The organism is Alloyangia mangrovi, assembly GCF_002300555.2.
Taxonomy (GTDB): Bacteria; Pseudomonadota; Alphaproteobacteria; order Rhodobacterales; family Rhodobacteraceae; genus Salipiger; species Salipiger mangrovi.
In genome coordinates, this window is sequence record NZ_NTHN02000008.1 from 74,365 (window position 1) to 93,918 (window position 19,554).

At 67.5% G+C, this 19,554-nt stretch carries 17 protein-coding genes, 1 tRNA gene and 2 pseudogenes; 14 read left to right on the top strand and 6 right to left on the bottom strand.

All coding sequences use genetic code 11. The features are described 5' to 3' along the window. Positions 1 to 54 precede the first annotated feature (54 nt). Entirely contained in the window at positions 55 to 1,230 is a 1,176-nt protein-coding gene (locus tag CLG85_RS06475; RefSeq protein WP_095881224.1) for a cytochrome P450, read from the bottom strand. A 78-nt stretch (positions 1,231 to 1,308) separates the two neighbouring features. Here CLG85_RS06475 and CLG85_RS06480 point away from each other — a divergent pair, with 78 nt between their 5' ends. The 5 genes and pseudogenes from CLG85_RS06480 (at position 1,309) to CLG85_RS06500 (ending at position 7,784) form a co-directional block, all read left to right on the top strand. Beyond that, positions 1,309 to 3,087 carry a sensor histidine kinase gene (locus tag CLG85_RS06480; protein ID WP_260348595.1) on the top strand — a complete coding sequence of 593 codons (1,779 nt, stop codon included), beginning with the start codon at positions 1,309 to 1,311 and terminating at the stop codon, positions 3,085 to 3,087. After that, positions 3,084 to 4,308: pseudogene (locus tag CLG85_RS06485) on the top strand (sigma-54-dependent transcriptional regulator). Before CLG85_RS06480 ends, CLG85_RS06485 begins: the two are co-directional and overlap by 4 nt. A 294-nt stretch (positions 4,309 to 4,602) precedes the next feature. After that, the gene (locus CLG85_RS06490; protein WP_095881989.1) at positions 4,603 to 5,607 is read left to right on the top strand and encodes a TRAP transporter substrate-binding protein; all 1,005 of its coding nucleotides are present in this window, start codon (positions 4,603 to 4,605) and stop codon (positions 5,605 to 5,607) included. A 105-nt stretch (positions 5,608 to 5,712) separates the two neighbouring features. Continuing rightward, positions 5,713 to 6,402 (top strand): TRAP transporter small permease, encoded by a 690-nt coding sequence (locus CLG85_RS06495; RefSeq protein ID WP_095881990.1) that lies wholly within the window; start codon positions 5,713 to 5,715, stop codon positions 6,400 to 6,402. 5 nt (positions 6,403 to 6,407) lie between these two features. Next, a complete protein-coding gene (locus CLG85_RS06500; protein ID WP_095881991.1) occupies positions 6,408 to 7,784 on the top strand; it encodes a TRAP transporter large permease in 1,377 nt (458 codons plus the stop codon). Positions 7,785 to 7,949: 165 nt separating this feature from the next. Here CLG85_RS06500 and tpiA read toward each other — a convergent pair. Both tpiA and CLG85_RS06510 read right to left on the bottom strand, forming a co-directional pair. Next, positions 7,950 to 8,691: pseudogene (gene tpiA / locus CLG85_RS06505) on the bottom strand (triose-phosphate isomerase). A 118-nt stretch (positions 8,692 to 8,809) separates the two neighbouring features. Then, the gene (locus CLG85_RS06510; RefSeq protein WP_095881993.1) at positions 8,810 to 9,193 is read right to left on the bottom strand and encodes a HesB/IscA family protein; all 384 of its coding nucleotides are present in this window, start codon (positions 9,191 to 9,193) and stop codon (positions 8,810 to 8,812) included. Between the two features lie 170 nt (positions 9,194 to 9,363). Here CLG85_RS06510 and CLG85_RS06515 point away from each other — a divergent pair, with 170 nt between their 5' ends. Beyond that, the gene (locus CLG85_RS06515) at positions 9,364 to 9,915 is read left to right on the top strand and encodes a GNAT family N-acetyltransferase (RefSeq protein ID WP_095881994.1); all 552 of its coding nucleotides are present in this window, start codon (positions 9,364 to 9,366) and stop codon (positions 9,913 to 9,915) included. A 15-nt stretch (positions 9,916 to 9,930) separates the two neighbouring features. Here the strand turns inward: CLG85_RS06515 and CLG85_RS06520 are convergent, their stop codons facing one another. Further along, positions 9,931 to 11,286, bottom strand: coding sequence for a mechanosensitive ion channel family protein (locus CLG85_RS06520; RefSeq protein WP_260348596.1), 1,356 nt, complete (start codon positions 11,284 to 11,286; stop codon positions 9,931 to 9,933). A 461-nt stretch (positions 11,287 to 11,747) separates the two neighbouring features. Further along, a complete protein-coding gene (locus CLG85_RS06525; protein ID WP_095881996.1) occupies positions 11,748 to 12,104 on the bottom strand; it encodes an SUF system Fe-S cluster assembly protein in 357 nt (118 codons plus the stop codon). Between the two features lie 450 nt (positions 12,105 to 12,554). Between CLG85_RS06525 and CLG85_RS06530 the strand changes: the two genes are divergently transcribed. From CLG85_RS06530 to CLG85_RS06550, 5 genes are all read left to right on the top strand, one after another. Next, positions 12,555 to 12,791: a hypothetical protein gene (locus CLG85_RS06530; RefSeq protein ID WP_141244525.1), complete on the top strand. Its 237-nt coding sequence runs from the start codon at positions 12,555 to 12,557 to the stop codon at positions 12,789 to 12,791. A 215-nt stretch (positions 12,792 to 13,006) separates the two neighbouring features. Further along, positions 13,007 to 13,083 (top strand) — tRNA-Asp (locus CLG85_RS06535). 272 nt (positions 13,084 to 13,355) lie between these two features. Next, the gene (obgE, locus tag CLG85_RS06540) at positions 13,356 to 14,387 is read left to right on the top strand and encodes a GTPase ObgE (RefSeq protein WP_224849867.1); all 1,032 of its coding nucleotides are present in this window, start codon (positions 13,356 to 13,358) and stop codon (positions 14,385 to 14,387) included. Beyond that, positions 14,375 to 15,481 carry a glutamate 5-kinase gene (gene proB / locus CLG85_RS06545; protein WP_260348597.1) on the top strand — a complete coding sequence of 369 codons (1,107 nt, stop codon included), beginning with the start codon at positions 14,375 to 14,377 and terminating at the stop codon, positions 15,479 to 15,481. The genes obgE and proB overlap by 13 nt, the downstream gene beginning before the upstream one ends. Positions 15,482 to 15,700: 219 nt before the next feature. Then, a complete protein-coding gene (locus CLG85_RS06550; RefSeq protein WP_260348598.1) occupies positions 15,701 to 16,966 on the top strand; it encodes a glutamate-5-semialdehyde dehydrogenase in 1,266 nt (421 codons plus the stop codon). 3 nt (positions 16,967 to 16,969) lie between these two features. Here CLG85_RS06550 and CLG85_RS06555 read toward each other — a convergent pair whose 3' ends face one another. Next, complete coding sequence (locus CLG85_RS06555; protein ID WP_260348599.1) at positions 16,970 to 17,575, bottom strand: histidine phosphotransferase family protein; 606 nt, start codon at positions 17,573 to 17,575, stop codon at positions 16,970 to 16,972. Positions 17,576 to 17,601: 26 nt separating this feature from the next. Here CLG85_RS06555 and CLG85_RS06560 point away from each other — a divergent pair, with 26 nt between their 5' ends. The 3 genes from CLG85_RS06560 to olsA all read left to right on the top strand — a co-directional run bounded on the left by CLG85_RS06560 (position 17,602) and on the right by olsA (position 19,540). Further along, positions 17,602 to 17,784, top strand: coding sequence for a DUF3553 domain-containing protein (locus CLG85_RS06560; protein ID WP_095880473.1), 183 nt, complete (start codon positions 17,602 to 17,604; stop codon positions 17,782 to 17,784). 143 nt (positions 17,785 to 17,927) lie between these two features. Continuing rightward, complete coding sequence (gene olsB, locus CLG85_RS06565; protein WP_095880467.1) at positions 17,928 to 18,686, top strand: L-ornithine N(alpha)-acyltransferase; 759 nt, start codon at positions 17,928 to 17,930, stop codon at positions 18,684 to 18,686. Then, complete coding sequence (olsA, locus tag CLG85_RS06570; RefSeq protein ID WP_375796902.1) at positions 18,683 to 19,540, top strand: lyso-ornithine lipid O-acyltransferase; 858 nt, start codon at positions 18,683 to 18,685, stop codon at positions 19,538 to 19,540. Before olsB ends, olsA begins: the two co-directional genes overlap by 4 nt. Positions 19,541 to 19,554: the final 14 nt, after the last annotated feature.

Consider the following 19,554-nt stretch of genomic DNA (forward strand, 5'->3'; position numbering starts at 1 on the left):
GGCGCGCCGCGAAAACGGCGCGCCTTTTCGTTTGCGGTTGCTGAGCCTGGCGGATCAGCGCGTGATTTTCAGCGCCTCGAGGCCGTGGAAGTGGTAGAGGTCCGCGTATTTCGGGGTGCAGGCCAATTGCATCCCGGCAAGGCGCTCGAAGAGGATCGGCAGCGCCGTGACCAGTTCGAGCCGGGCCAGCGGGGCGCCTACGCAGAAATGCATGCCGCCGCCAAAGCTGGTGTTGGTCACCACCGGCCGTGCCGGGTCAAAGCTTGCGGGCTCGGCCCAGACCGCGGGGTCGCGGTTCGCCGCGCCCAGCATGAGCGCCACCTGATCTCCACGCTGGAAGGTATGGCCATAGGCCTCGACCTCCTCGTAGGCAAAGCGGGTGAACATGTGCAGCGGCGGGTCGTAGCGTAGCACTTCCTCGACCACCGGCGCGGCATTCTCCTCGGTGATGGTCACGCCCTGTTCCAGCAGCGTCTTGATGCCGTTGCCCATGGTGTGCACCGTGGCCTCGTGCCCGGCGTTGAGCAGCAGGATGCAGGTGGTGATCAGCTCATCGGTCGAGAGCTTCTCGCCGCCTTCCTCGGCCGCGATGAGATGCGACAGAAGGTCATCCCCGGGGCTCTTGCGGCGCGTTTCCACGTAGCCGCGCAGGAAGTCCGAGAACTCGGTGGCCGCCGTCGCCGCCGCGATCTCCATCGCCATGTCACGGCGCGCCTGGTACATGCCCACCATGTCCGCAGACCAGCGCAGGAGTTGCGGCGCCATCTCCTCGGGCACGCCGAGCAGCCGGGCGATGACGATCACCGGGATTGGCTGGCAGAAGGCGGTCAGCAGGTCGATCTCGCCGGTCGCAGGCATCTCGTCGATCAGCCGCTGCGCCAGCGCGGCGATCTCCGACCCCAGCGCGGCGATGCGGCGCGAGGTGAAGGCGCGCAGGACAAGGCCGCGTAGCCGGGTGTGCCGGGGCGGCTCGAGCTCGAGCATGGAATGCGCCTCGACCGCGTAGAAGGGCGCCTGATGCGCGGGGATCTCGGGGGCCATCTCGGGCGGCACCTCGCGGCCGAAGCGGCGGTCCTTGAGCAGTGCCGAGACGGCGCGCTGCGACACGGCGCAGGGCAGGGCGTAATCCTCCCAGAAGGCGAGGTCGCCCGCGGCGCGCATCTCGTCATAGAAAGGGTAGGGATCCTGCACGAAGGCGGGGTCGGTCGGGGATTTGGAAAAGCGTTGCATGGGTCTCACTTCGGTCATGCGGCAACCCTAGGCCACGCACGCGCTTTCTTGGCAAGAGCGGTCTTGCTATGAGAGATCATGAGCTGGGACCTGCTGACCCGGAGCCGCGCCCTCTGGCTGGCGCTGACGCTCGCCTTCGTGGCCGCGCTGTCGGGCAGCGTGTGGCACTACGGCTACCTGCAGGCGCTGGGGCCGCTCGCCGCGCGTGGGCAGAGCGACCTCGACCTTGCCTCGGACCGCCTCGTCAGCCAGTTGCAGCGGTTTCGCGAGTTTGCGGTGCTCACCACACGTCACCCGGCGCTGGAGGCGCTGCTCGACGGCGGGCCGCGCGCCCCGGCGGACGAGATGCTGCTCAGCGCCGCCGACCGGACCGGCGCGGTGAGCGCTTTCTATGTCGCCGGTTCAGGCGAGGTGCTGGCCAGCTCCGGCGACATGGTCCCCGAGGACGTCGCCCGCAGTGCCTATTTTCGCCGCGCCCTGACCGGGGCGCTCGGCGTCGCCCATGGCGAGGGGCCGGGCGACGTGGACCGTGCCTTCTTCTTCGCCGCGCCGAACTTCGCCCCCTCGGGCGAGGTGCGCGGCGCGCTGGTGGTGATTGTCGATGCGGCGGTTCTGGAGCGCGACTGGCGCGGCTCGCTGCCCGCGGTCTTCTTTCTCGACGAGAGCGGCACGGTCTTCGTCACCAACCGCACCGAGCTGCTCGGCTGGCGACGTGAGGGCGACGGGGCCATGGTCTCGCCCTCGGGGCAGCGGCGCGACACCGAGACCGTGCAGCTCGGCGCCTATACGATCCTGTCGCAGAACTGGTCTCCCTATATTCCGGCGCGCGCGCTGCGCCGCGTCGTCGACCTGCCGGTGATCGGCATGACCGCCGTGCTGATGATCGACGTGCGCCCGGCCCGGCGCTACGCGCTCTTGCAGGCGCAGGCGGTGGCGGCGGGGGTGCTCTTCTTCGTGGCGTTGCTGTGGTTCGCGCTCGAGCGCCGGCGGGCACTGGCGGCGATCAACCTCGAGCTTGAAGAGCGCGTCACCGCGCGCACCCGCGATCTCGAGGAGGCCAACCTCGCGCTGCGCCGTGAAGTGGTCGAGCGGCAGGAGGCCGAGGCCGCGCTGAAGCGCGCGCAGGCCGAGCTGGTGCAGGCCTCGAAGCTGACGGCGCTTGGCAAGATGAGCGCGGGGATCAGCCACGAGCTGAACCAGCCGCTGATGGCGATCCGCTCCTTCGCCGAGAACGGTGCCGCCTTCCTCGAGCGCGGCAAGCCAGAGCGGGCGGCGGAGAACCTCGGGCGGATCAGCGACATGGCCGGGCGCATGGGGCGGATCATCAAGAACCTGCGGGCCTTCGCCAAGGCCGAGCCGGGGCCGGCGCATCGCGTCGGGCTGGCAGCGGTGGTCGAGCAGGCGCTCGAACTGATGCAGCGGCGGATCGAAAAGACCGGCGCCAGCGTCGACTGGCAGCGCCCGGACCGGCCCGCCATCGTCATGGGCGGCGAGGTGCGGTTGAGCCAGGTGGTGGTGAATCTCATTTCCAATGCGCTCGACGCCATGGAGGGGTTGGAGGTCCGCCACCTGACCCTCCGGATGAGCCATGACGATGCCGCGGGCGTGGTGCGGCTGACGATCCGCGACACCGGCTCTGGCATCCGCGAGCCCGACCGCATCTTCGATCCGTTTTACTCGACCAAGGAGGTCGGCCCGGAAGAGGGCATGGGGCTTGGCCTGTCGATCTCCTACGGGATCGTCGAAGGCTTTGGCGGCAAGCTGCGCGGCGAGAACCTACCGGGCGGCGGCGCGCAGTTCACGCTCGACCTGCGGCAGGCAGAGCTGGAGATCACGCAGATGGAGAGACGCGCATGACCCGGCGGGTGCTACTGGTGGACGACGATGCGGCGGTGCGCGAGGCACTTGGCCAGACGCTGGAGCTGGCCGATCTCGACACGGTGACCGCGGGCAGCTTCGTCGAGTGCAAGGAGTTGATCGAGCCCGCCTTCGAAGGGGTGATCGTCTCGGACATCCGCATGCCGGGCCGCGATGGCTTCCACCTGCTGGACTACGCGCACCGCAAGGACCCCGAGCTGCCGGTGATCCTGCTGACCGGCGAGGGCGATATCCCGATGGCGGTGCGGGCAATGGCGGCGGGGGCCTTCGACTTTCTCGAGAAACCCTGCGCGCCGGGGGGATCTGACTGCGGTGGTCGAGCGCGCGCTGCGTACCCGCGCGCTGGTGCTGGAGAACCGCCGCCTGAAGGCCGAGCTGGAGACCGGGGACGCCGCCGCGCGGATGCTCTTCGGCATCTCGCGCAAGGCCGACGGGCTGCGCGCGCGCTGCCGGGTGGCGGCGCGGGCCGGGACCGACGTGTTGATCACCGGGGCGCCGGGGTCGGGACTCTCGAAGGTCGCCGAGGTGGTGCACCTCTGTTCGAACCGGTCCAAGGGCCCGTTCGAGAAGCGCTCGGCGGCGGGGCTCGATCGGGTCGCGCTCGGCGAGTTCTGGCGCGGCTGCGCGGCGGGCACGGTGTTCCTTGACGAGATCTGCCAGCTGCCGAAGGACAGCCAATTGGCGCTTGTCGACCTACTGGAGGAAGGCGGCTCCCGACTGATCGCTGGCACGGTGCGCGATCTTGCCAGGGAAGTGGAGAGCGGCGCGTTCTCCGCCGAGCTCTTCTACCGGCTCGAGGTCATGCAGATCCACATTCCGGCGCTCGGCGAGCGGCCCGAGGACATCCCTGTGCTGTTCCGGCACTACGTCGCGCAGGCCGCCGAGCAGGCCGGGCTCGAGCCGCCGGAGATCACCGAGGAGGTGATCTCGGGGCTCATCGCGCGGGACTGGCCGGGCAACACCCGCTCGCTGATGTCGGCGGCGATGCGCTTCGCGCTGGGGCTCGGCGAGAGCGAGGACATGGGCGAGGGCCTCGGGCTGACCGAGCGCTTGGCGCAGGTCGAACGCTCGCTGCTTGTCGAGGCGCTGAAGCGCACCGGCGGGCAGGCCAGCGCCGCCGCGCAAGCGCTGAAGCTGCCGCGGAAGACCTTCTACGACAAGCTGGCGAAATACGGCATTCGCGCGGAGGACTATCGCTGAGCAGCGATTCCGGGCGCTGCCGCATTTTCGGGCTGGGAGAAAACTGTGCGGATTCTCGCACAGTCTTGGAGGATCGGCGTGCGGGATTTCACACAGGGCCATCCTCATAGCGCTCTGTATCTGTGGGGGATCATTCTTAAATACCTAAAAATAAACAAAAAACCCAAAATTCACGGAAATCTCTCAAAAACGTTGCGCGAAAATTCACCGGGGTATTTCTTCGTGCCCAGATCGATCGTGACGGTAGGAGGTCGCGGTCGGTGCTTCGACAAACGGAAGTTCCGGGAGGATTTCATGAAAAAGTTCCTGATGACCGCTGCCGCGGTTACCGCACTCGTGTCCGGCACCCAGGCCGCAACCGCCGCATGCGACGAGGGCGAGATCGTGGTGAAGTTCAGCCACGTCACCAACACCGACAAGCACCCCAAGGGCATCGCGGCGCAGCTTTTCGCCGACCGCGTGAACGAGGAGATGGACGGCAAGGCCTGCGTCGAGGTCTTCCCGAACTCGACGCTCTACAACGATGACCAGGTGCTCGAGGCGATGCTGAACGGCGACGTGCAGATGGCCGCGCCCTCGCTGTCGAAGTTCGAGCAGTTCACCAAGGTGTTCCGCATCTTCGACCTGCCGTTCATGTTCGTGAACATCGAGGCCGTGGATGCGTTCCAGAACAGCGACACCGGCCAGGCGATGAAGGAATCCATGGTTCGGCGCGGCCTGCTCGGCCTTGGCTTCTGGCACAATGGCCTGACCCAGTTCTCGGCCAACAAGCCGCTGATCACGCCGGAAGACGCGAAGGGCCTCAAGTTCCGCGTGCAGCCCTCCGAGGTGCTGAAGGCGAACATCGAACAGCTCGGCGCCTCGCCGCAGCCGATGGCCTTCTCGGAAGTCTACGGCGCGCTGCAGACCGGCGTCGTCGACGGTCAGGAGAACACCTGGTCGAACATCTACGGCCAGAAGTTCTTCGAGGTTCAGGACGGCACCACCGAGACCAACCACGGCGTGCTCGACTACATGGTCGTGACCTCGGTCGACTGGTGGGAAAGCCTGCCCGAGGATGTGCGTACCCAGATGGGCCAGATCCTCGATGAGGTCACCGCGACGCGCAATGCCGCGATCGCCGAGGTCGATGCCGACAACCGTCAGGCCGTGCTCGACGCCGGTGGCGTCATCCGCGAGCTCACCCCCGAGCAGCGCCAGGCCTGGGTCGATGCGATGAAGCCGGTATGGGAGCGCTTCGAGGGTGACGTCGGCGCTGACAACATCGCCGCCGCGCAGGAATTCAACGCGCAGTTCTGATCCGGCGCGGATGCCTTCGGCCCGGTCCTGCGCAGCGCGGGGCCGGGCCTTTTCACACCCGAACACTCATCTTGGGGCAACCCATCCGGCATAGCGGGGGACTAGATGTCCAATACCATGCACGGCGGCTCTGCACTCGGCCGCTTCGTCAACGAGCTCGAGGAAACGGCCATCGCCGTGATCCTCGGGCTGATGACGATTCTCACCTTCGTCAACGTCGTCCTGCGCTACGGGTTCAACACCGGTGTGGTCTGGGGCCTCGAGGCGGTGACCTTCCTCTTTGCCTGGCTGGTGCTCTTCGGGGTGAGCTACGCGGTGAAGGTCACCGCGCATCTCGGGGTCGACGCGGTCACCAGCCTGCTGCCCTCCACCGCACGCCGGGTGCTGGCGCTGATCGCCGCCGCGCTCTGCATCTTCTACGCCTTCCTGCTGATGAAGGGAGCCTGGGACTACTGGGCCAACTTCGCCAACCTGCCGCAGACCACCGGGCGCTGGCTGCCCACCGGCTTCGAGGAGATGAAGCGCACCTCCTACCGCTCCTGGTACGAGGTCGTCGACATCCCGATGCCTGACTGGCTGCGCTTCATCGAGCCCTGGATCAACGAGGGCGAGCACTACGAGAAGCTGCCTCGCTTCATCCCCTATTTCATCCTGCCTTTCGGCATGGCGCTGCTGCTCTTCCGCTTCATCCAGGCCGGGGTCCGCATCTGGACCGGCAAGTCGGACAGCCTGATCGTCAGCCACGAAGCCGAAGACGCCGTCGATGACGTCGCCCACCTGAACCGCGAGGACTGAGTCCGATGGAAGTCTTTCTCCTTTTCGTCTGCATCATCGGTCTGATGCTCATCGGTCTGCCGATCGCGGTTTCGCTGGGCCTGTCGTCGATCATCTTCCTGCTGGCGCTGTCGGACACCTCGCTGGCCTCGGTGGCGCAGTCGATGTTCCAGGCCATGGCAGGGCATTACACGCTGCTCGCCATTCCCTTCTTCATCCTCGCCTCCTCCTTCATGTCGACGGGCGGCGTGGCGCGGCGGATCATCCGCTTCTCGATCTCGCTCGTGGGGCACTTCCACGGCGGTCTGGCCATCGCCGGTGTCTTCGCCTGCATGCTCTTCGCCGCGCTCTCGGGCTCGTCGCCCGCGACCGTGGTGGCGATCGGCTCGATCGTCATCGCCGGGATGCGCCAGGTGGGCTACTCCAAGGACTTCGCGGCGGGGGTCATCGCCAACGCCGGTACGCTGGGCATCCTCATCCCGCCGTCGATCGTGATGGTGGTCTACGCCTCGGCCACTGACGTCTCGGTCGGACGGATGTTCCTCGCCGGGGTCATCCCGGGCCTGCTCGCGGGCACCATGCTGATGATCACCATCTACGCGATCGCCCGCGTGCGCGGCCTGCCCAAGGGCGAATGGCACGGCTGGGGCGAGGTGGTCCGCTCGGGGCGCGACGCGATGTGGGGGCTGTTCCTCATCGTGATCATCCTGGGCGGCATCTACGGCGGCATCTTCACCCCGACCGAGGCGGCTGCGGTGGCTGCGGTCTACGCCTTCCTCATCGCCAACTTCGTCTACCGCGACATGGGCCCGCTCGCCGGCAAGGACGGCGCGCCGAACCTGCCGTTGTTCCGCAAGCCCATCGCGCTGGTCACCGCCTTCTTCCACCGCGACACCCGCGACACGCTCTTCGAGGCCGGCAAGCTGACGGTCACGCTGATGTTCATCATCGCCAACGCGCTGATCCTCAAGCACGTGCTGACCGACGAGCAGATCCCCCAGCGCATTGCCGGGATGATGCTGGACGCTGGCTTCGGACCGATCATGTTCCTGGTGATCGTCAACGTGATCCTGCTGATCGGCGGCCAGTTCATGGAGCCCTCTGGCCTCATCGTGATCGTCGCGCCGCTGGTCTTCCCGATCGCCATCGAGCTCGGCATCGACCCGATCCACCTCGGCATCATCATGGTGGTCAACATGGAGATCGGCATGATCACCCCGCCGGTGGGTCTCAACCTCTTCGTCACCTCGGGCGTCGCGGGCATGTCGATGATGCGCGTGGTGAGGGCGGCGCTGCCGTTCCTTGCCGTGCTCTTCGTCTTCCTGATCATGGTGACCTACATCCCCTGGCTGTCGACCTGGCTGCCGACCACCTTCATGGGGCCGGAGATCATCACCAACTGAGCCCTTCCGGCACAGGCACGAAAAAAGCGCGGCGCCCGTCATCGGGCGCCGCGCGTGGTGCGGGGGCAGGACCGCCTCCGGCGGGCGTATTTTAAAAGAGAAGAAGCCGGGGACTGCGCAGGGCCCCCGGCTTCTTCTTTTTCCAAATACGCATTTCGCCGGCGGTCAGGCCTGGCCGAGCGCCTCGATGATGGGCACGAAATCCGCCGCCTTGAGGCTCGCGCCCCCCCACCAACGCGCCGTCGACGTTGGAGACCGCGAAGATCTCGCCCGCGTTGCCGGGTTTCACCGAACCGCCGTAGAGCAGGCGGACCGAGCGGCCGACGCCTTCGCCGAAGCGCTTCTCGAGCTTGGCGCGCATGAAATCATGCACCTCGCCGATCTGGTCGGTGGTGGGCACCTTGCCGGTGCCGATGGCCCAGATCGGCTCGTAGGCGACGACGAGGCTGTGGCCGGTCGCGCCATCGGGGATCGAGCCCGCGAGCTGCCCGGCGATGATGTCGAGCGTATTGGAGGCCTCGCGCTCGGCGAGGCTCTCGCCGACGCAGACCACGGCGGTCAGCCCGGTGTCCCAGGCGGCGCGGGTCTTGTTGCGCACGTCCTCGTCGGTCTCGCCATGATCGGTGCGGCGCTCGGAGTGGCCGAGGATCACGTAGCTTGCGCCCGCGTCCCTGAGCATCTCCGCCGAGATGTCGCCGGTGTGGGCGCCCGAGGCTTTGGCGTGGCAGTCCTGCCCGCCGATGGCGATGTCGCCGGCGCGCGCAGCGGCCTGCGCGACCAGCGTGGCGGGCGGGCAGATCAGCACCTCGGTCTCGCCGCCGTCGGCATCCGCCATGGCCTTGAGTTCATCCAGGGCGGCGGCCAGCCCGTTCATCTTCCAGTTGCCGGCGGCAAGTTTCCTGCGCATCGTCGCTCCTCTCGTTGAAGTTCGCGCGTATCATCGCGGCGCAGCCCGCAGCGTCAAGCTTGGTTGCGCAATCAAGGAGATAGGGCAGGAGGCGCCGCAGGGGAAGCGGGGGCCGGGCTCATTCCGAGCCGCGGCGCTCGGCCTCAAGTTCCTCGATGTCCTTGAACTTGATCGACTCGCCGCAGCCGCAGGCGTCGGCGACATTGGGGTTGTTGAACTTGAACCCCGATTCCAGCAGCGAACTCTGGTAGTCGATCTCGGTGCCGAAAAGGAACATCTGCGCCATGGGCGCGATCAGCACGCGTGCGCCGTCCTGTTCGACAACCTCGTCGTTCGACTCCGCCACATCGACGAAGTCCATGGTGTATTCCATGCCGGCGCAGCCACCCTTCTTGACGCCGATGCGCAGGCCCGCACGCCCGTCGCGTTCCATGAGCTTGCGCACCTGCGTCACCGCGGCCGGGGTGATGGTGACCGCCTGTTTTCCGGGAATGCCGAACATCCGCGTCTCCTATGAGCTTTGTCAGGAATTTAAGGCCCGAGGGCCGGGGAAACAAGGGGCCGCGGGGCTTGACAGCTGGGCGGGCCCGGCCGCATGGCCCAAGCCCGGAAGACCAACCCGGAACACCACCCCGGGAACCATCCCGACGTACAGCAGGCGAGGGATCGCGCATGAACATGATCGAGACGGCGCGTACGCGGATCGCCCCGATCGGCGAGGCGGACGCGGGCCCGCTGCGGTCTTACTATCTGCGCAACGCGGCGCATCTGGAGCCCTGGGAGCCACGGCGACCGGCGGGATATCACGATGCGGCAGAGTGGCAGGCCCGGGTGCAGGCCCAGGTTGCCGAAGCGCAGGAAGGGCGCGCTTATCGCTTCGTCGCGCGGCTGCGTGGGGCGGACGAGGTGCTTGCGGTGGTCAATTGCACCGGTGTCGCGCGAGGGCCGTTCCCGGCTTGCCTGCTGGGCTATTCGATCGATGCCGCGCAAGAGGGCGCGGGGCTGATGCAGGAGGTTCTGGAGGCGGTGATCCCCTGGCTCTTCAACGAGGCGGGCCTGCACAGGATCATGGCCAATCACCTGCCCGAGAACACCCGCAGCGCGGCCCTGCTGGCGCGGCTCGGCTTCGAGGTCGAGGGGCGGGCGCGCGACTACCTGAAGATCAACGGGCGCTGGCGCGACCACGTGCTCACCGCCTGCATCAACGATGCGCTGATGCCCTGAGGCGGCGGCCCGGGCTCAGGCCGCCTCGGCAGGTCTTGCATCGGGGAAGATCGGCTCTGCCGAGCTGTCGAGCTCCTGCGCCGCCGCCAGCAGCCGTTCGCGGGCCTCGCATTCGAGCGACCAGGCGATGTTCGGATCGGGGCAGGGAATCAGGAAGAGCACCTCCTGACCGAAGACATCGTGGCCGGAAACGTAGACGCCGCGCGATTCGGGGCGATCGGCGAGACCCTCCATGTTGTCGAGAATCTCCTCGTAGCGCTTGCGCAGCGCATCGACATTGGCGGCATGGGACAGCCGCAGGACGACTTCGCGGATCAGGAAATGCTCCTGCATGGTCCAGTTCTCGAAGGGCTCGGCGACAAAATCGACCACCGGCACCACCAGCCGCTGCCCGGTCCAGACGCGCAGCTGCACGTAGGTGAAATGGATGCGCTCGACCGAGCAAAGGTGGCCCTTGAAAAGCACCTTGTCGCCGATGCGCGCCGATTGGTTCAGCGCGATCTGCATCGAGGCCATGATGTTGGTCAGCACGTTGCGCCCGGCGTAAGCGAGGATGATTGTCGCGGTGCCCGCCGAGGCGAGAAGCGAAATGCCGAGCGAGCGCATGACGCTGGCCTCGGAGATCACGATGCCCGCGCCGACCAGCGCCACCAGAACGATCACCGCGCGGCGGGCGGCGGAGACGCGGGTCGCGATGTTGCGGCGCTGCTCCTGGCCCTCGCCCATCTCGGCCAGTTCGTCGCCGTCGAATTTCACCAGCCGGTTGAGAATCACGTCGGCCACGTTGATCACCAGCCAGAGCACCGTCGAGACGAATCCGAGGATGAGGAGCGGCGAGAGAATCGTGTCGATTCGCCCCGAGAAGACCAGCACGTGCCGGGTAAGCAGCGACATGGTCAGGGTGACCACGGCCAGCGTCGTCGGGCCGCGCAGCGCCACGAGCGTGGAGTAGGGCGCATCGCGCAACGTGCGGTTCAGACCGCGCGACATGAGCCTGTTGACCAGAAATCCGATGATCGCGGTGACGGTCAGCACAAGTGGCAGTGCGATGACCTCCCACCAGCGCAGGCCCCAGAAGGCGCGCTCGCGCAGCGGCGCAGGGAGCGCCTTTTCCAGCTCGGTGGGGCCGAAGGCCTCGGCCAGCGCGGGCAGCGCCTGCACCGTCTGGCGCGAGACCAGCCAGACCGGGTCTCCGGTGGCAGGTTTCACGCGGTTGATGCGGATCGGCACCGGGCGGTCGCCGAGCTTGACGTACCACAGCAGCAGCGAGCGGCGCGGCTCGCCCGCCATGGGGGCATCAGGGGTCCGGGCATCGACGCCATCGGGCCGGTCGCGCAGGTCGTACCAATCGATCATGATCTTGCGATCCATGAGCGTGGCGAACTGCCGGGCGCGCTCTGGCCCAAGCTCGGCCTGATCGCCGGGCTCGATGGGGGAGAGGTCGAGAAGATGCGCCGCACCCTCCCAGTCCTCGTCGTCGGCGCGGAAGAGGAAGCTTTCGAGCGCGGCGCGCGGGGTGGACCTGTCGATGTTCTGGGGGGGCGGCGCCGAGACCGGGGTTGACCATCTCGACCTCGTACCAGCGATCGAGATCGCCCTGCTGCGCGCGGCCCGGCGCAGGCAGGGCCAGAAGCAGCGTCAGCAGCGCAAGCGGGAGGAGGCGGGCGAGCAGGGTCATCGCAGCCTAACGGCAGCCGCGCGCCAATGGTTCCGCGCCCTCAGGTGCGGAGCGTGCCGCCAATGCGGGAGGCCCAAGGAAAAATGGCAGAGGCCCAAAGAAAAAGCGCGCCACGGGGGCGCGCTCTGCGTGTCTGTTCCGCAGTGGCGGTGGCTTACATGAAGCCCAGCTCCAGCCGGGCCTCGTCGGACATCATGTCCATGCCCCAGGGCGGATCGAAGACCATGTCGACATCCACGTCCTTGACCCCTGGCACCGAGGCCACGGCATCCTGCACCCAACCCGGCATCTCACCCGCCACCGGGCAGCCCGGCGCGGTTAGCGTCATGATCACCTTCACCTCGTTCTCGGCGGCGATCTCGATCGTGTAGATCAGGCCGAGGTCGTAGATGTTCACCGGGATTTCCGGGTCGAACACGGTGCGGCACGCTTCGACGACCGAATCGTACAGCGGGTGATCGGTGCTGGAGGGCGCGATCAGCGGGGCGCCTTCAAGCGGTGCGTCGGTCATGGCGGGTCCTTCCTCGGGGTTCCTGAGCGAAGATATAGGAAAAGCGCGCGCCGGGGTAAAGGGTGCGCGCTGGGGCTGGGCGCCCGTGTCGGTCCCGCCGCAGCATATCCAAAGGTATAAAAAATGACTTTTTGTGGGCGGAGGATGTGCTATCTTGATGCTATTCGGCGTCACGCATCCAAAGAATGCGCCTGCCAGGGACTGACGTCCCGCAGGCACGCCAGACAGGAGTCCAAGCCTCAACAGGGAGGAGGCGACGACGCAAAGCGACCGAGGGGTGCAGCGCTGGCAGCGCCCCGAAGAGACTGCGCGCCGGACGGGGGTGTCCGGGGTGAAGGGGGATGGACCGGTGTTGTGGGGGCGCCGGACCGCTGTCGAGGCGCCTGCCGAAGGCCGGGACAGGCCAGCAAGGGGCGCATCTCGACAAGGAACGGGGAAGGGGACATGGGAATGCTTCATTCGATAAAGGAACCCGCGGCCGAATATGCCGCGTTCGAAGACGTGATCGCCAGGGCGCATGGTATGCAGGGCAGTCGTGCGGTCTCGGAACTGCTGCGCCTCTCGGCGGCGCTGCTCGAACATTGCGCTTATGAAATGGCGCGCAGCGACGGGCGGGGGCAGGTGTCGCGGATCATCCTCATTTCGGCGGAGCTGGAACGCATGGCGCGCGAGGCCGCGGCGCAATAGGCGTTGCGACGTCCGGGGTGACCAAGCGTAACCATCTGACATGGCGGCATAATCCGCAGTAACCCTGGCCCGCTGCCGCACGCGTACGGCTGGCGCGGCAGGTTTTTTCTGGCTCTGCAGAAAAATCCGCAACTGCCCCTAGGAAAGCGCTTGACGGGGTCCGGCCCCCCGCCTAAAAGCGCCCCACGTTCGGGACACAGTCCAGACGGTAGCGAGCGGTTGTAGCTCAGTTGGTTAGAGTACCGGCCTGTCACGCCGGGGGTCGCGGGTTCGAGCCCCGTCAACCGCGCCACTTTCTTCGGAACGCAGACGCCTCGCAGCCTCCGGGCCGCGCGGCGTTTCTGCTTTTGGGGCCTCCGATTTCGGGCGCCCGGACCGGAAGCGCGGAGCAGCTCTCCGTTTCTTCTGGGCAGAAATATCCCGGGGGAGTCGCGCGCAGCGCGGCGGGGGCAGCGCCCCCATGACGCCCCGCCAGCAACTTGAGCCGCGCGCCGAGTCGCGCTAAACCGCGCCGCAACCCTGTCGAATTCGCGCCGCGACGTCACCCAGCCGGAAAGCCCGACCATGAAATTCCTCGATCTTTGCAAGGTCTACATCCGATCCGGCCAGGGCGGCAAAGGCTGCACCTCCTTCCGCCGCGAGAAGTTCATCGAATACGGCGGGCCCGACGGTGGCGACGGTGGTCGTGGCGGTGACGTCTGGGCCGAGGCGGTGGACGGGCTCAACACGCTCATCGACTTCCGCTACCAGCAGCATTTCTTCGCCGGGAACGGCGTGCCGGGCATGGGCCGCCAGCGCACCGGCGCCGACGGCGATGACATCGTGCTGCGCGTGCCCGTGGGCACCGAGATCCTCGACGAGGACGAGGAGACGGTGATCGCCGATCTCACCGAACTCGGCCAGCGCGTGATGCTCGCCAAGGGGGGCAACGGCGGCTGGGGCAACCTGCACTTCAAGACCTCGACCAACCAGGCGCCGCGCCGTGCCAACCCCGGCCAGCCGGGTGTCGAGCGCACCATCTGGCTGCGGCTGAAGCTCATCGCCGATGTCGGGCTGCTGGGCCTGCCCAACGCAGGCAAGTCGACCTTCCTCGCGGCGACGTCGAACGCGCGGCCAAAGATCGCCGATTACCCGTTCACCACGCTGCACCCGAACCTCGGCGTCGTCGGCGTGGACGGCAAGGAATTCGTCGTCGCGGACATCCCGGGCCTGATCGAGGGCGCGCACGAAGGCCGCGGCCTGGGCGATCTCTTCCTTGGCCACGTCGAGCGCTGCGCCGTGCTGCTGCACCTCGTCGACGGCACCTCGGGCACGCTGCTCGAGGATTGGCAGACGATCATCACCGAGATCGAGGCCTACGGCGAGGGCCTCGCCGACAAGCCCCGGGTCACCGTGCTCAACAAGATCGACGCGCTGGACGACGAGGAGCGGGCCTTCCTGAAAGAAGAGCTCGAGGCCACGACCGGCGGCAAGGTGATGCTCATGTCCGGCGCGGCGGGCGAGGGCGTGACCGAGGTGCTGCGCGCGCTGCGCGGCTATATCGACGAGAACCGCCTGCGCGAGGCGCCCGAGGAAGACACCACATGGCGACCCTGAGCGAGGCCCGTCGCCTCGTCGTAAAGATCGGATCGGCCCTCCTGGTCGACAAAGAGACCGGCGCGCTGCGCCAGGACTGGCTGAAGTCCATGGCCGCCGACGTCGCCCGTGTGAAGGCGCGCGGCGCCGACGTGGTGCTGGTCTCCTCGGGCTCGATCGCGCTCGGGCGCGGCATTCTGAAGCTGCCCCCGGTGGCGCTGCCGCTCGAGCAGAGCCAGGCCGCCGCTGCCGTCGGGCAGATCCGCCTTGCGCGCGCCTGGGAAGAGGCGCTGGCCCCGCATGGGATCACCACCGCGCAGGTTCTGGTGACGCTCGAGGATTCCGCTTCGCGCCGCCGCTACCTCAACTCCCGCGCGACGATGGAGACGTTGATCGGCTTCGGCGCGGTGCCCATCGTCAACGAGAATGACACCGTTGCCACCGACGAGATCCGATACGGCGACAACGACCGGCTGGCGGCGCAGGTCGCCGTCACCGTGGGCGCCGACCAGCTGATCCTGCTCTCGGACGTCGACGGGTTCTACACCGCCAATCCGGCGCAGGATCCCAAGGCGCGGCGCTACGACGTGATCCACCAGATCACCCCCGAGATCGAGGCCATGGCCGGCGACGCCGGCTCGGGCCTGTCGAAGGGCGGGATGAAGACCAAGCTCATGGCGGCCAAGACCGCCACCGGCGCCGGCTGCGCCATGGCGATCACCGAGGGCTCGGTGCTGCATCCGCTCAGCGCGCTGGAAGACGGTGCCAACGCCACCTGGTTCACCCCGCAGATGGACCCGCATGCGGCGCGCAAGGGCTGGATCCTCGCGATGAAGCCCTGCGGCGTGCTGACCGTCGACGCCGGCGCCGCCGCCGCGCTGGCGCAGGGCCGCTCGCTGCTGCCGGTCGGCGTGACCCGGGCCGAGGGTGCCTTTGGCCGCGGCGATCCGGTGACGATCCGCGACGCCGAGGGGCGCGCGCTGGGGCAGGGGCTGACCCGCTACACCGCCGAGGAGGCGCAGGCGATCATCGGCCACCACAGCTCGGAGATCGAGCAGGTGCTCGGCTACCCGGGCCGGGCGGTTCTGATCCACCGCGACGACATGGCGCTCTGAGCGCGCCTGCCCGGCACCGCGCAGGCGGGACGGGCAGACTGCGTATTTGCAAAGAGAAGAAGGGTGTGGACAGCCAGCCGCTTCTTCTCTTTCCAAATACGCACGGCGCGGCGCCAGCCATCCGCGACAGGCAGCGAGGTGGCGCGCAATCGGCTCTGTATCCCCCAAGGTCACGGCGCTATAAGGAGGCTCCAAACCCCAAACCTAGGGTAAAGAGCGATGAAAGACCTGACAGACATCCACGCGACCATGATCGACCTCGGCAAACGCGCCAAGGCCGCCGCCGCGGAGCTCGCCTTTACCCCGCCAGAGCGCAAGACCGAGGCGCTGGAGGCCGCGGCGGATGCCGTCTGGGCCCGCCGCGCGGAGATCCTTGCCGCCAATGAAAAGGACATGCAGTTCGGTCGCGACAAGGGTCTGTCCGAAGCGATGATGGACCGGCTGCTGCTCACCGAGGAGCGCCTGCAGGGCGTCGTCGACGGGCTGCGCGCCATTGCCGCGCAGCGCGATCCCGTGGGCGAGGTGATCACCGAGTGGGACCGTCCCAGCGGGCTGCAGATCAAGCGCGTGCGCACGCCGCTCGGCGTCATCGGGGTGATCTACGAATCCCGCCCGAACGTCACCGCTGACGCGGGCGCGCTCTGCCTCAAGTCGGGCAACGCGGTGATCCTACGCGGCGGCTCCGAGAGCTTCCACAGCTCCTCGGCGATCCACGCCTGCCTCGTTGACGGCCTGCGCAAGGCGGGCCTGCCCGAGGACGCGATCCAACTGGTTCCGACGCGCGACCGCGCCGCGGTGCAGGAGCTGCTGACCATGACCGACTATGTCGATGTCATCGTGCCGCGCGGCGGCAAGGGGCTTGTGGGCCTCGTGCAGCGCGAGGCGCGGGTGCCGGTCTTTGCCCATCTCGAGGGTATCGTGCACATCTACATCGACCGCGCCGCCGATCCGGTGACCGCGCTCAAGGTGGTGCTCAACGCCAAGACCCGGCGCACCGGCATCTGCGGCGCCGCCGAATGCCTGCTGATCCATCGCGAGGCGATGGACACCATCGGCCAGGGCGTGATCCGCGCGCTGCTCGACGCCGGGGTCGAGGTGCGCGGCGACGCAGGCGTGCAGCAGGTCGAAGGCGTGACCCCGGCCACCGAGGTCGACTGGGGACGCGAGTATCTCGACAAGATCATCGCAGCCAAGGTGGTCGCCGACGAGGACGACGCCATCGCTCACATTCGCCGCTACGGCTCGCAGCACACCGACTGCATCCTGTCGCAGGACGAGGCGGCGGTGGAGAAGTTCATAAAGCGCGTCGACAGCGCCATCGTCATGGTCAACTCCTCGACCCAGTTCGCCGACGGCGGCGAATTCGGCATGGGGGCCGAGATCGGCATTGCCACCGGCAAGATGCACGCCCGCGGCCCGGTGGGCGCCGAGCAGCTGACCAGCTTCAAGTACGTGGTGCGCTCCGAAGGCGCGGTGCGCGGCTGAGGCTCAGTTGATCTCGATGGTGACCGCGGCCTCGCCCGCGGTAACCTCGATGTTGCGGCCGCGCTCCTCGGCCAGGGCGGCGAAGATCGGGAAATGAACCTGCGCGCCGGTGAGCGCGGGCAGCTTGCCGGGGTGGCCGAGCAGGCTCCAAAGCGCCGCATCATGGGCGATGCGCTTGCCGGTGCCGGTGATCCTCCAGCCCTGGTTCAGCTCCTCGACCTCGATGCGCCCGCCCAGCGGCAGGGCGCTTTCGCAGCAGAGCACCGCCAGCAGCGCGAGCTGAACCTCGGGGCGCGGCGCGGCGCTCTGGCGGCGCCAGTCGCAGCTGAGCCGCCCGCCCTCGCAGTAGTCGCGCAGCAGGCGCGCGGCTTCCGGCGGGCCGATCATCTGCTCGCCCTCGGCATGGCCGAACGCCACCCGGAACAGGCTGAGCCTTGCGCGGGCGGCGCGACAGCTGTCGTCCACCAAGGTCAGTTCCGGCGTGTCGAGCTGCGTGCCCGAGAGCGCCAGGAGTTCGAGCCCGTTGGCGATGGCGCCGACCGGGCTGACCAGGTCATGGCAGAGGCGCGAGGCTACCAGCGTCGCGAGTTTGGCGTTATGCTGTTGCATCAGGGCCTCGTGGAAAGGGGATGGATATGAACGATCTCAACGCATTACTGGAGCCGGGCATGCTGGTGCAGCATCCCGACAGACCGGATTGGGGGATCGGGCAGGTGCAATCCAATATCGGCGGCCGCGTGACTGTCAACTTTCGGGAGCAGGGCAAGGTCGTGCTCGACGGCGAACGTGTGACCCTCCTGCCGGTATTCGACACATAGGCTTAGGGCGCAGTCGTTTACGAATGGTTAACCAACCTTGCAGAAGTCCCGGCGAACGGCCACCGCGCATGCCAGGCCGTGCAAAAGCTGTTTTCCTCTGCGCCCTTCCGCATTAGAACCGCGCCAACAAGCAGAGGACGGCCATGGCGCTGGACGACAGGAACTTGACGGTGCGGCTGGCGCGCACGGTGGATGAGATCACGGCGGCGCAGCGCCTGCGCTACGAGGTTTTTGTCGCTGAACTGGGCGGTGGCGGGGACTTGGTGGATCACGAGAACCGGCTCGAGCGCGACCGGTTCGATCCCTACTTCGATCACCTTCTGCTGACCGATGCCCGCAAGCAGGGCGCGGTGGTCGGGGTCTACCGGCTGCTGCGCGACGACCAGGCAGAAGCGGCGGGACAGTTCTATTCCGAGGATGAATATGACCTCGCGCCGCTGCGCGCGAGCGGGCGGCGCCTGCTGGAGTTGGGCCGATCCTGCCTGCATCGCGACTATCGCGGCGGGCCGGGGGTCATGCTGATGTGGCAGGCGCTGTCCGATTACGTGGCCGAGCATGGGATCGAGATCCTCTTCGGCACCGCCTCCTTCCATGGCACCGATGTGCAACGCCTGGCGCATCCGCTGTCGCTGCTGCACGCGCGACATCTGGCGCCCGAGGACGTGCGCGTGCGCAGCCGGGCGTTCCAGCCGATGGACCTGCTCCCTGAGGAGGAGATCGACCGCCGCCGCGCCATGGTCGAGACCCCGGCGCTGATCAAGGGCTATCTGCGGCTCGGCGGCACTGTGGGCGAGGGCGCCTTCGTTGACCACGCCTTCAACACCACCGACGTCTGCCTGGTGATGGACACGCAAAGGCTCAACGAGCAGGCAGCGGCGCGGGTCCGGCGGGGGCGCGGGTGAGCGATCCGTCGGGTGAAGCGGGTCCGACAGGTCCGACTTGGCGCGGGGCCGAGCCGCCGGAGATCGCGCTCGGCTGGGCGGACTACCTGCGGGCGGCGCTGCGCGGGCTGCTGATCGTGCTGCTGCTCTTGGGGGGCATCGTTGTGAAGCTGGCGGTGCTGCTGGCCGAGCGGGTGATCCGGGGCGGGCAGCGTGTCTGGTCGCCGGTCGTGACGCAGGTGGTCTGCCGTCTGGTCTTCGTCATCCTCGGGATGCGTCACGCGGCGCGGGGGGCACGGATGACCGGGCGGGGTGCCTATGTCGCCAACCATTCGTCGTGGCTGGACATCTTCGCGCTCAACGCGCGGCGCAACGTGCTGTTCGTGTCGAAGGCCGAGGTGGCGGGCTGGCCGGGGATCGGCCTTCTGGCGAAACTCACCGGCACGGTCTTCATCAAGCGCGACCGGCGCGAAGCGAAGGCGCAGCCCAAGGTGATCGAAGGGCGGCTTCTGGAGGGCGACAGGCTGCTCTTTTTCCCGGAGGGGACATCGACCGACGGGCGACGCGTTCTGCCTTTTAAAACAACGCTTTTTGAGGCGTTCCTTTCAGATGCGTTGAAGCCTGACCTGCAGGTTCAGCCAGTCACGGTGATCTATCATCCGCCGCCGGGCGCCGATCCGGCTTTCTACGGCTGGTGGGGTGACATGGCCCTGGGGCCGCATCTGCTGCAGGTGCTGGGCGCGCGCCGTCAGGGGCATCTGGAGGTGGTCTATCACGACCCTCTGCGGGTCGCCGACTTCGCCAATCGCAAGGCGTTGGCGCGGGCGGCGGAGGCGCGGCTCAGAACCGCGCATCCGTCCGAAGGTAATGTGTGAGAAGTCTTACGTAA

What these genes read in the sequence shown, in the direction of transcription:
- CLG85_RS06475 (WP_095881224.1), bottom strand. Translation starts at nt 1,230, where the DNA reads ATGCAACGCTTTTCCAAATCCCCGACCGACCCCGCCTTCGTGCAGGAT.
- CLG85_RS06480 (WP_260348595.1), top strand. Translation starts at nt 1,309, where the DNA reads ATGAGCTGGGACCTGCTGACCCGGAGCCGCGCCCTCTGGCTGGCGCTG.
- CLG85_RS06490 (WP_095881989.1), top strand. Translation starts at nt 4,603, where the DNA reads ATGAAAAAGTTCCTGATGACCGCTGCCGCGGTTACCGCACTCGTGTCC.
- CLG85_RS06495 (WP_095881990.1), top strand. Translation starts at nt 5,713, where the DNA reads ATGTCCAATACCATGCACGGCGGCTCTGCACTCGGCCGCTTCGTCAAC.
- CLG85_RS06500 (WP_095881991.1), top strand. Translation starts at nt 6,408, where the DNA reads ATGGAAGTCTTTCTCCTTTTCGTCTGCATCATCGGTCTGATGCTCATC.
- CLG85_RS06510 (WP_095881993.1), bottom strand. Translation starts at nt 9,193, where the DNA reads ATGTTCGGCATTCCCGGAAAACAGGCGGTCACCATCACCCCGGCCGCG.
- CLG85_RS06515 (WP_095881994.1), top strand. Translation starts at nt 9,364, where the DNA reads ATGAACATGATCGAGACGGCGCGTACGCGGATCGCCCCGATCGGCGAG.
- CLG85_RS06520 (WP_260348596.1), bottom strand. Translation starts at nt 11,286, where the DNA reads ATGGATCGCAAGATCATGATCGATTGGTACGACCTGCGCGACCGGCCC.
- CLG85_RS06525 (WP_095881996.1), bottom strand. Translation starts at nt 12,104, where the DNA reads ATGACCGACGCACCGCTTGAAGGCGCCCCGCTGATCGCGCCCTCCAGC.
- CLG85_RS06530 (WP_141244525.1), top strand. Translation starts at nt 12,555, where the DNA reads ATGCTTCATTCGATAAAGGAACCCGCGGCCGAATATGCCGCGTTCGAA.
- obgE (WP_224849867.1), top strand. Translation starts at nt 13,356, where the DNA reads ATGAAATTCCTCGATCTTTGCAAGGTCTACATCCGATCCGGCCAGGGC.
- proB (WP_260348597.1), top strand. Translation starts at nt 14,375, where the DNA reads ATGGCGACCCTGAGCGAGGCCCGTCGCCTCGTCGTAAAGATCGGATCG.
- CLG85_RS06550 (WP_260348598.1), top strand. Translation starts at nt 15,701, where the DNA reads ATGAAAGACCTGACAGACATCCACGCGACCATGATCGACCTCGGCAAA.
- CLG85_RS06555 (WP_260348599.1), bottom strand. Translation starts at nt 17,575, where the DNA reads ATGCAACAGCATAACGCCAAACTCGCGACGCTGGTAGCCTCGCGCCTC.
- CLG85_RS06560 (WP_095880473.1), top strand. Translation starts at nt 17,602, where the DNA reads ATGAACGATCTCAACGCATTACTGGAGCCGGGCATGCTGGTGCAGCAT.
- olsB (WP_095880467.1), top strand. Translation starts at nt 17,928, where the DNA reads ATGGCGCTGGACGACAGGAACTTGACGGTGCGGCTGGCGCGCACGGTG.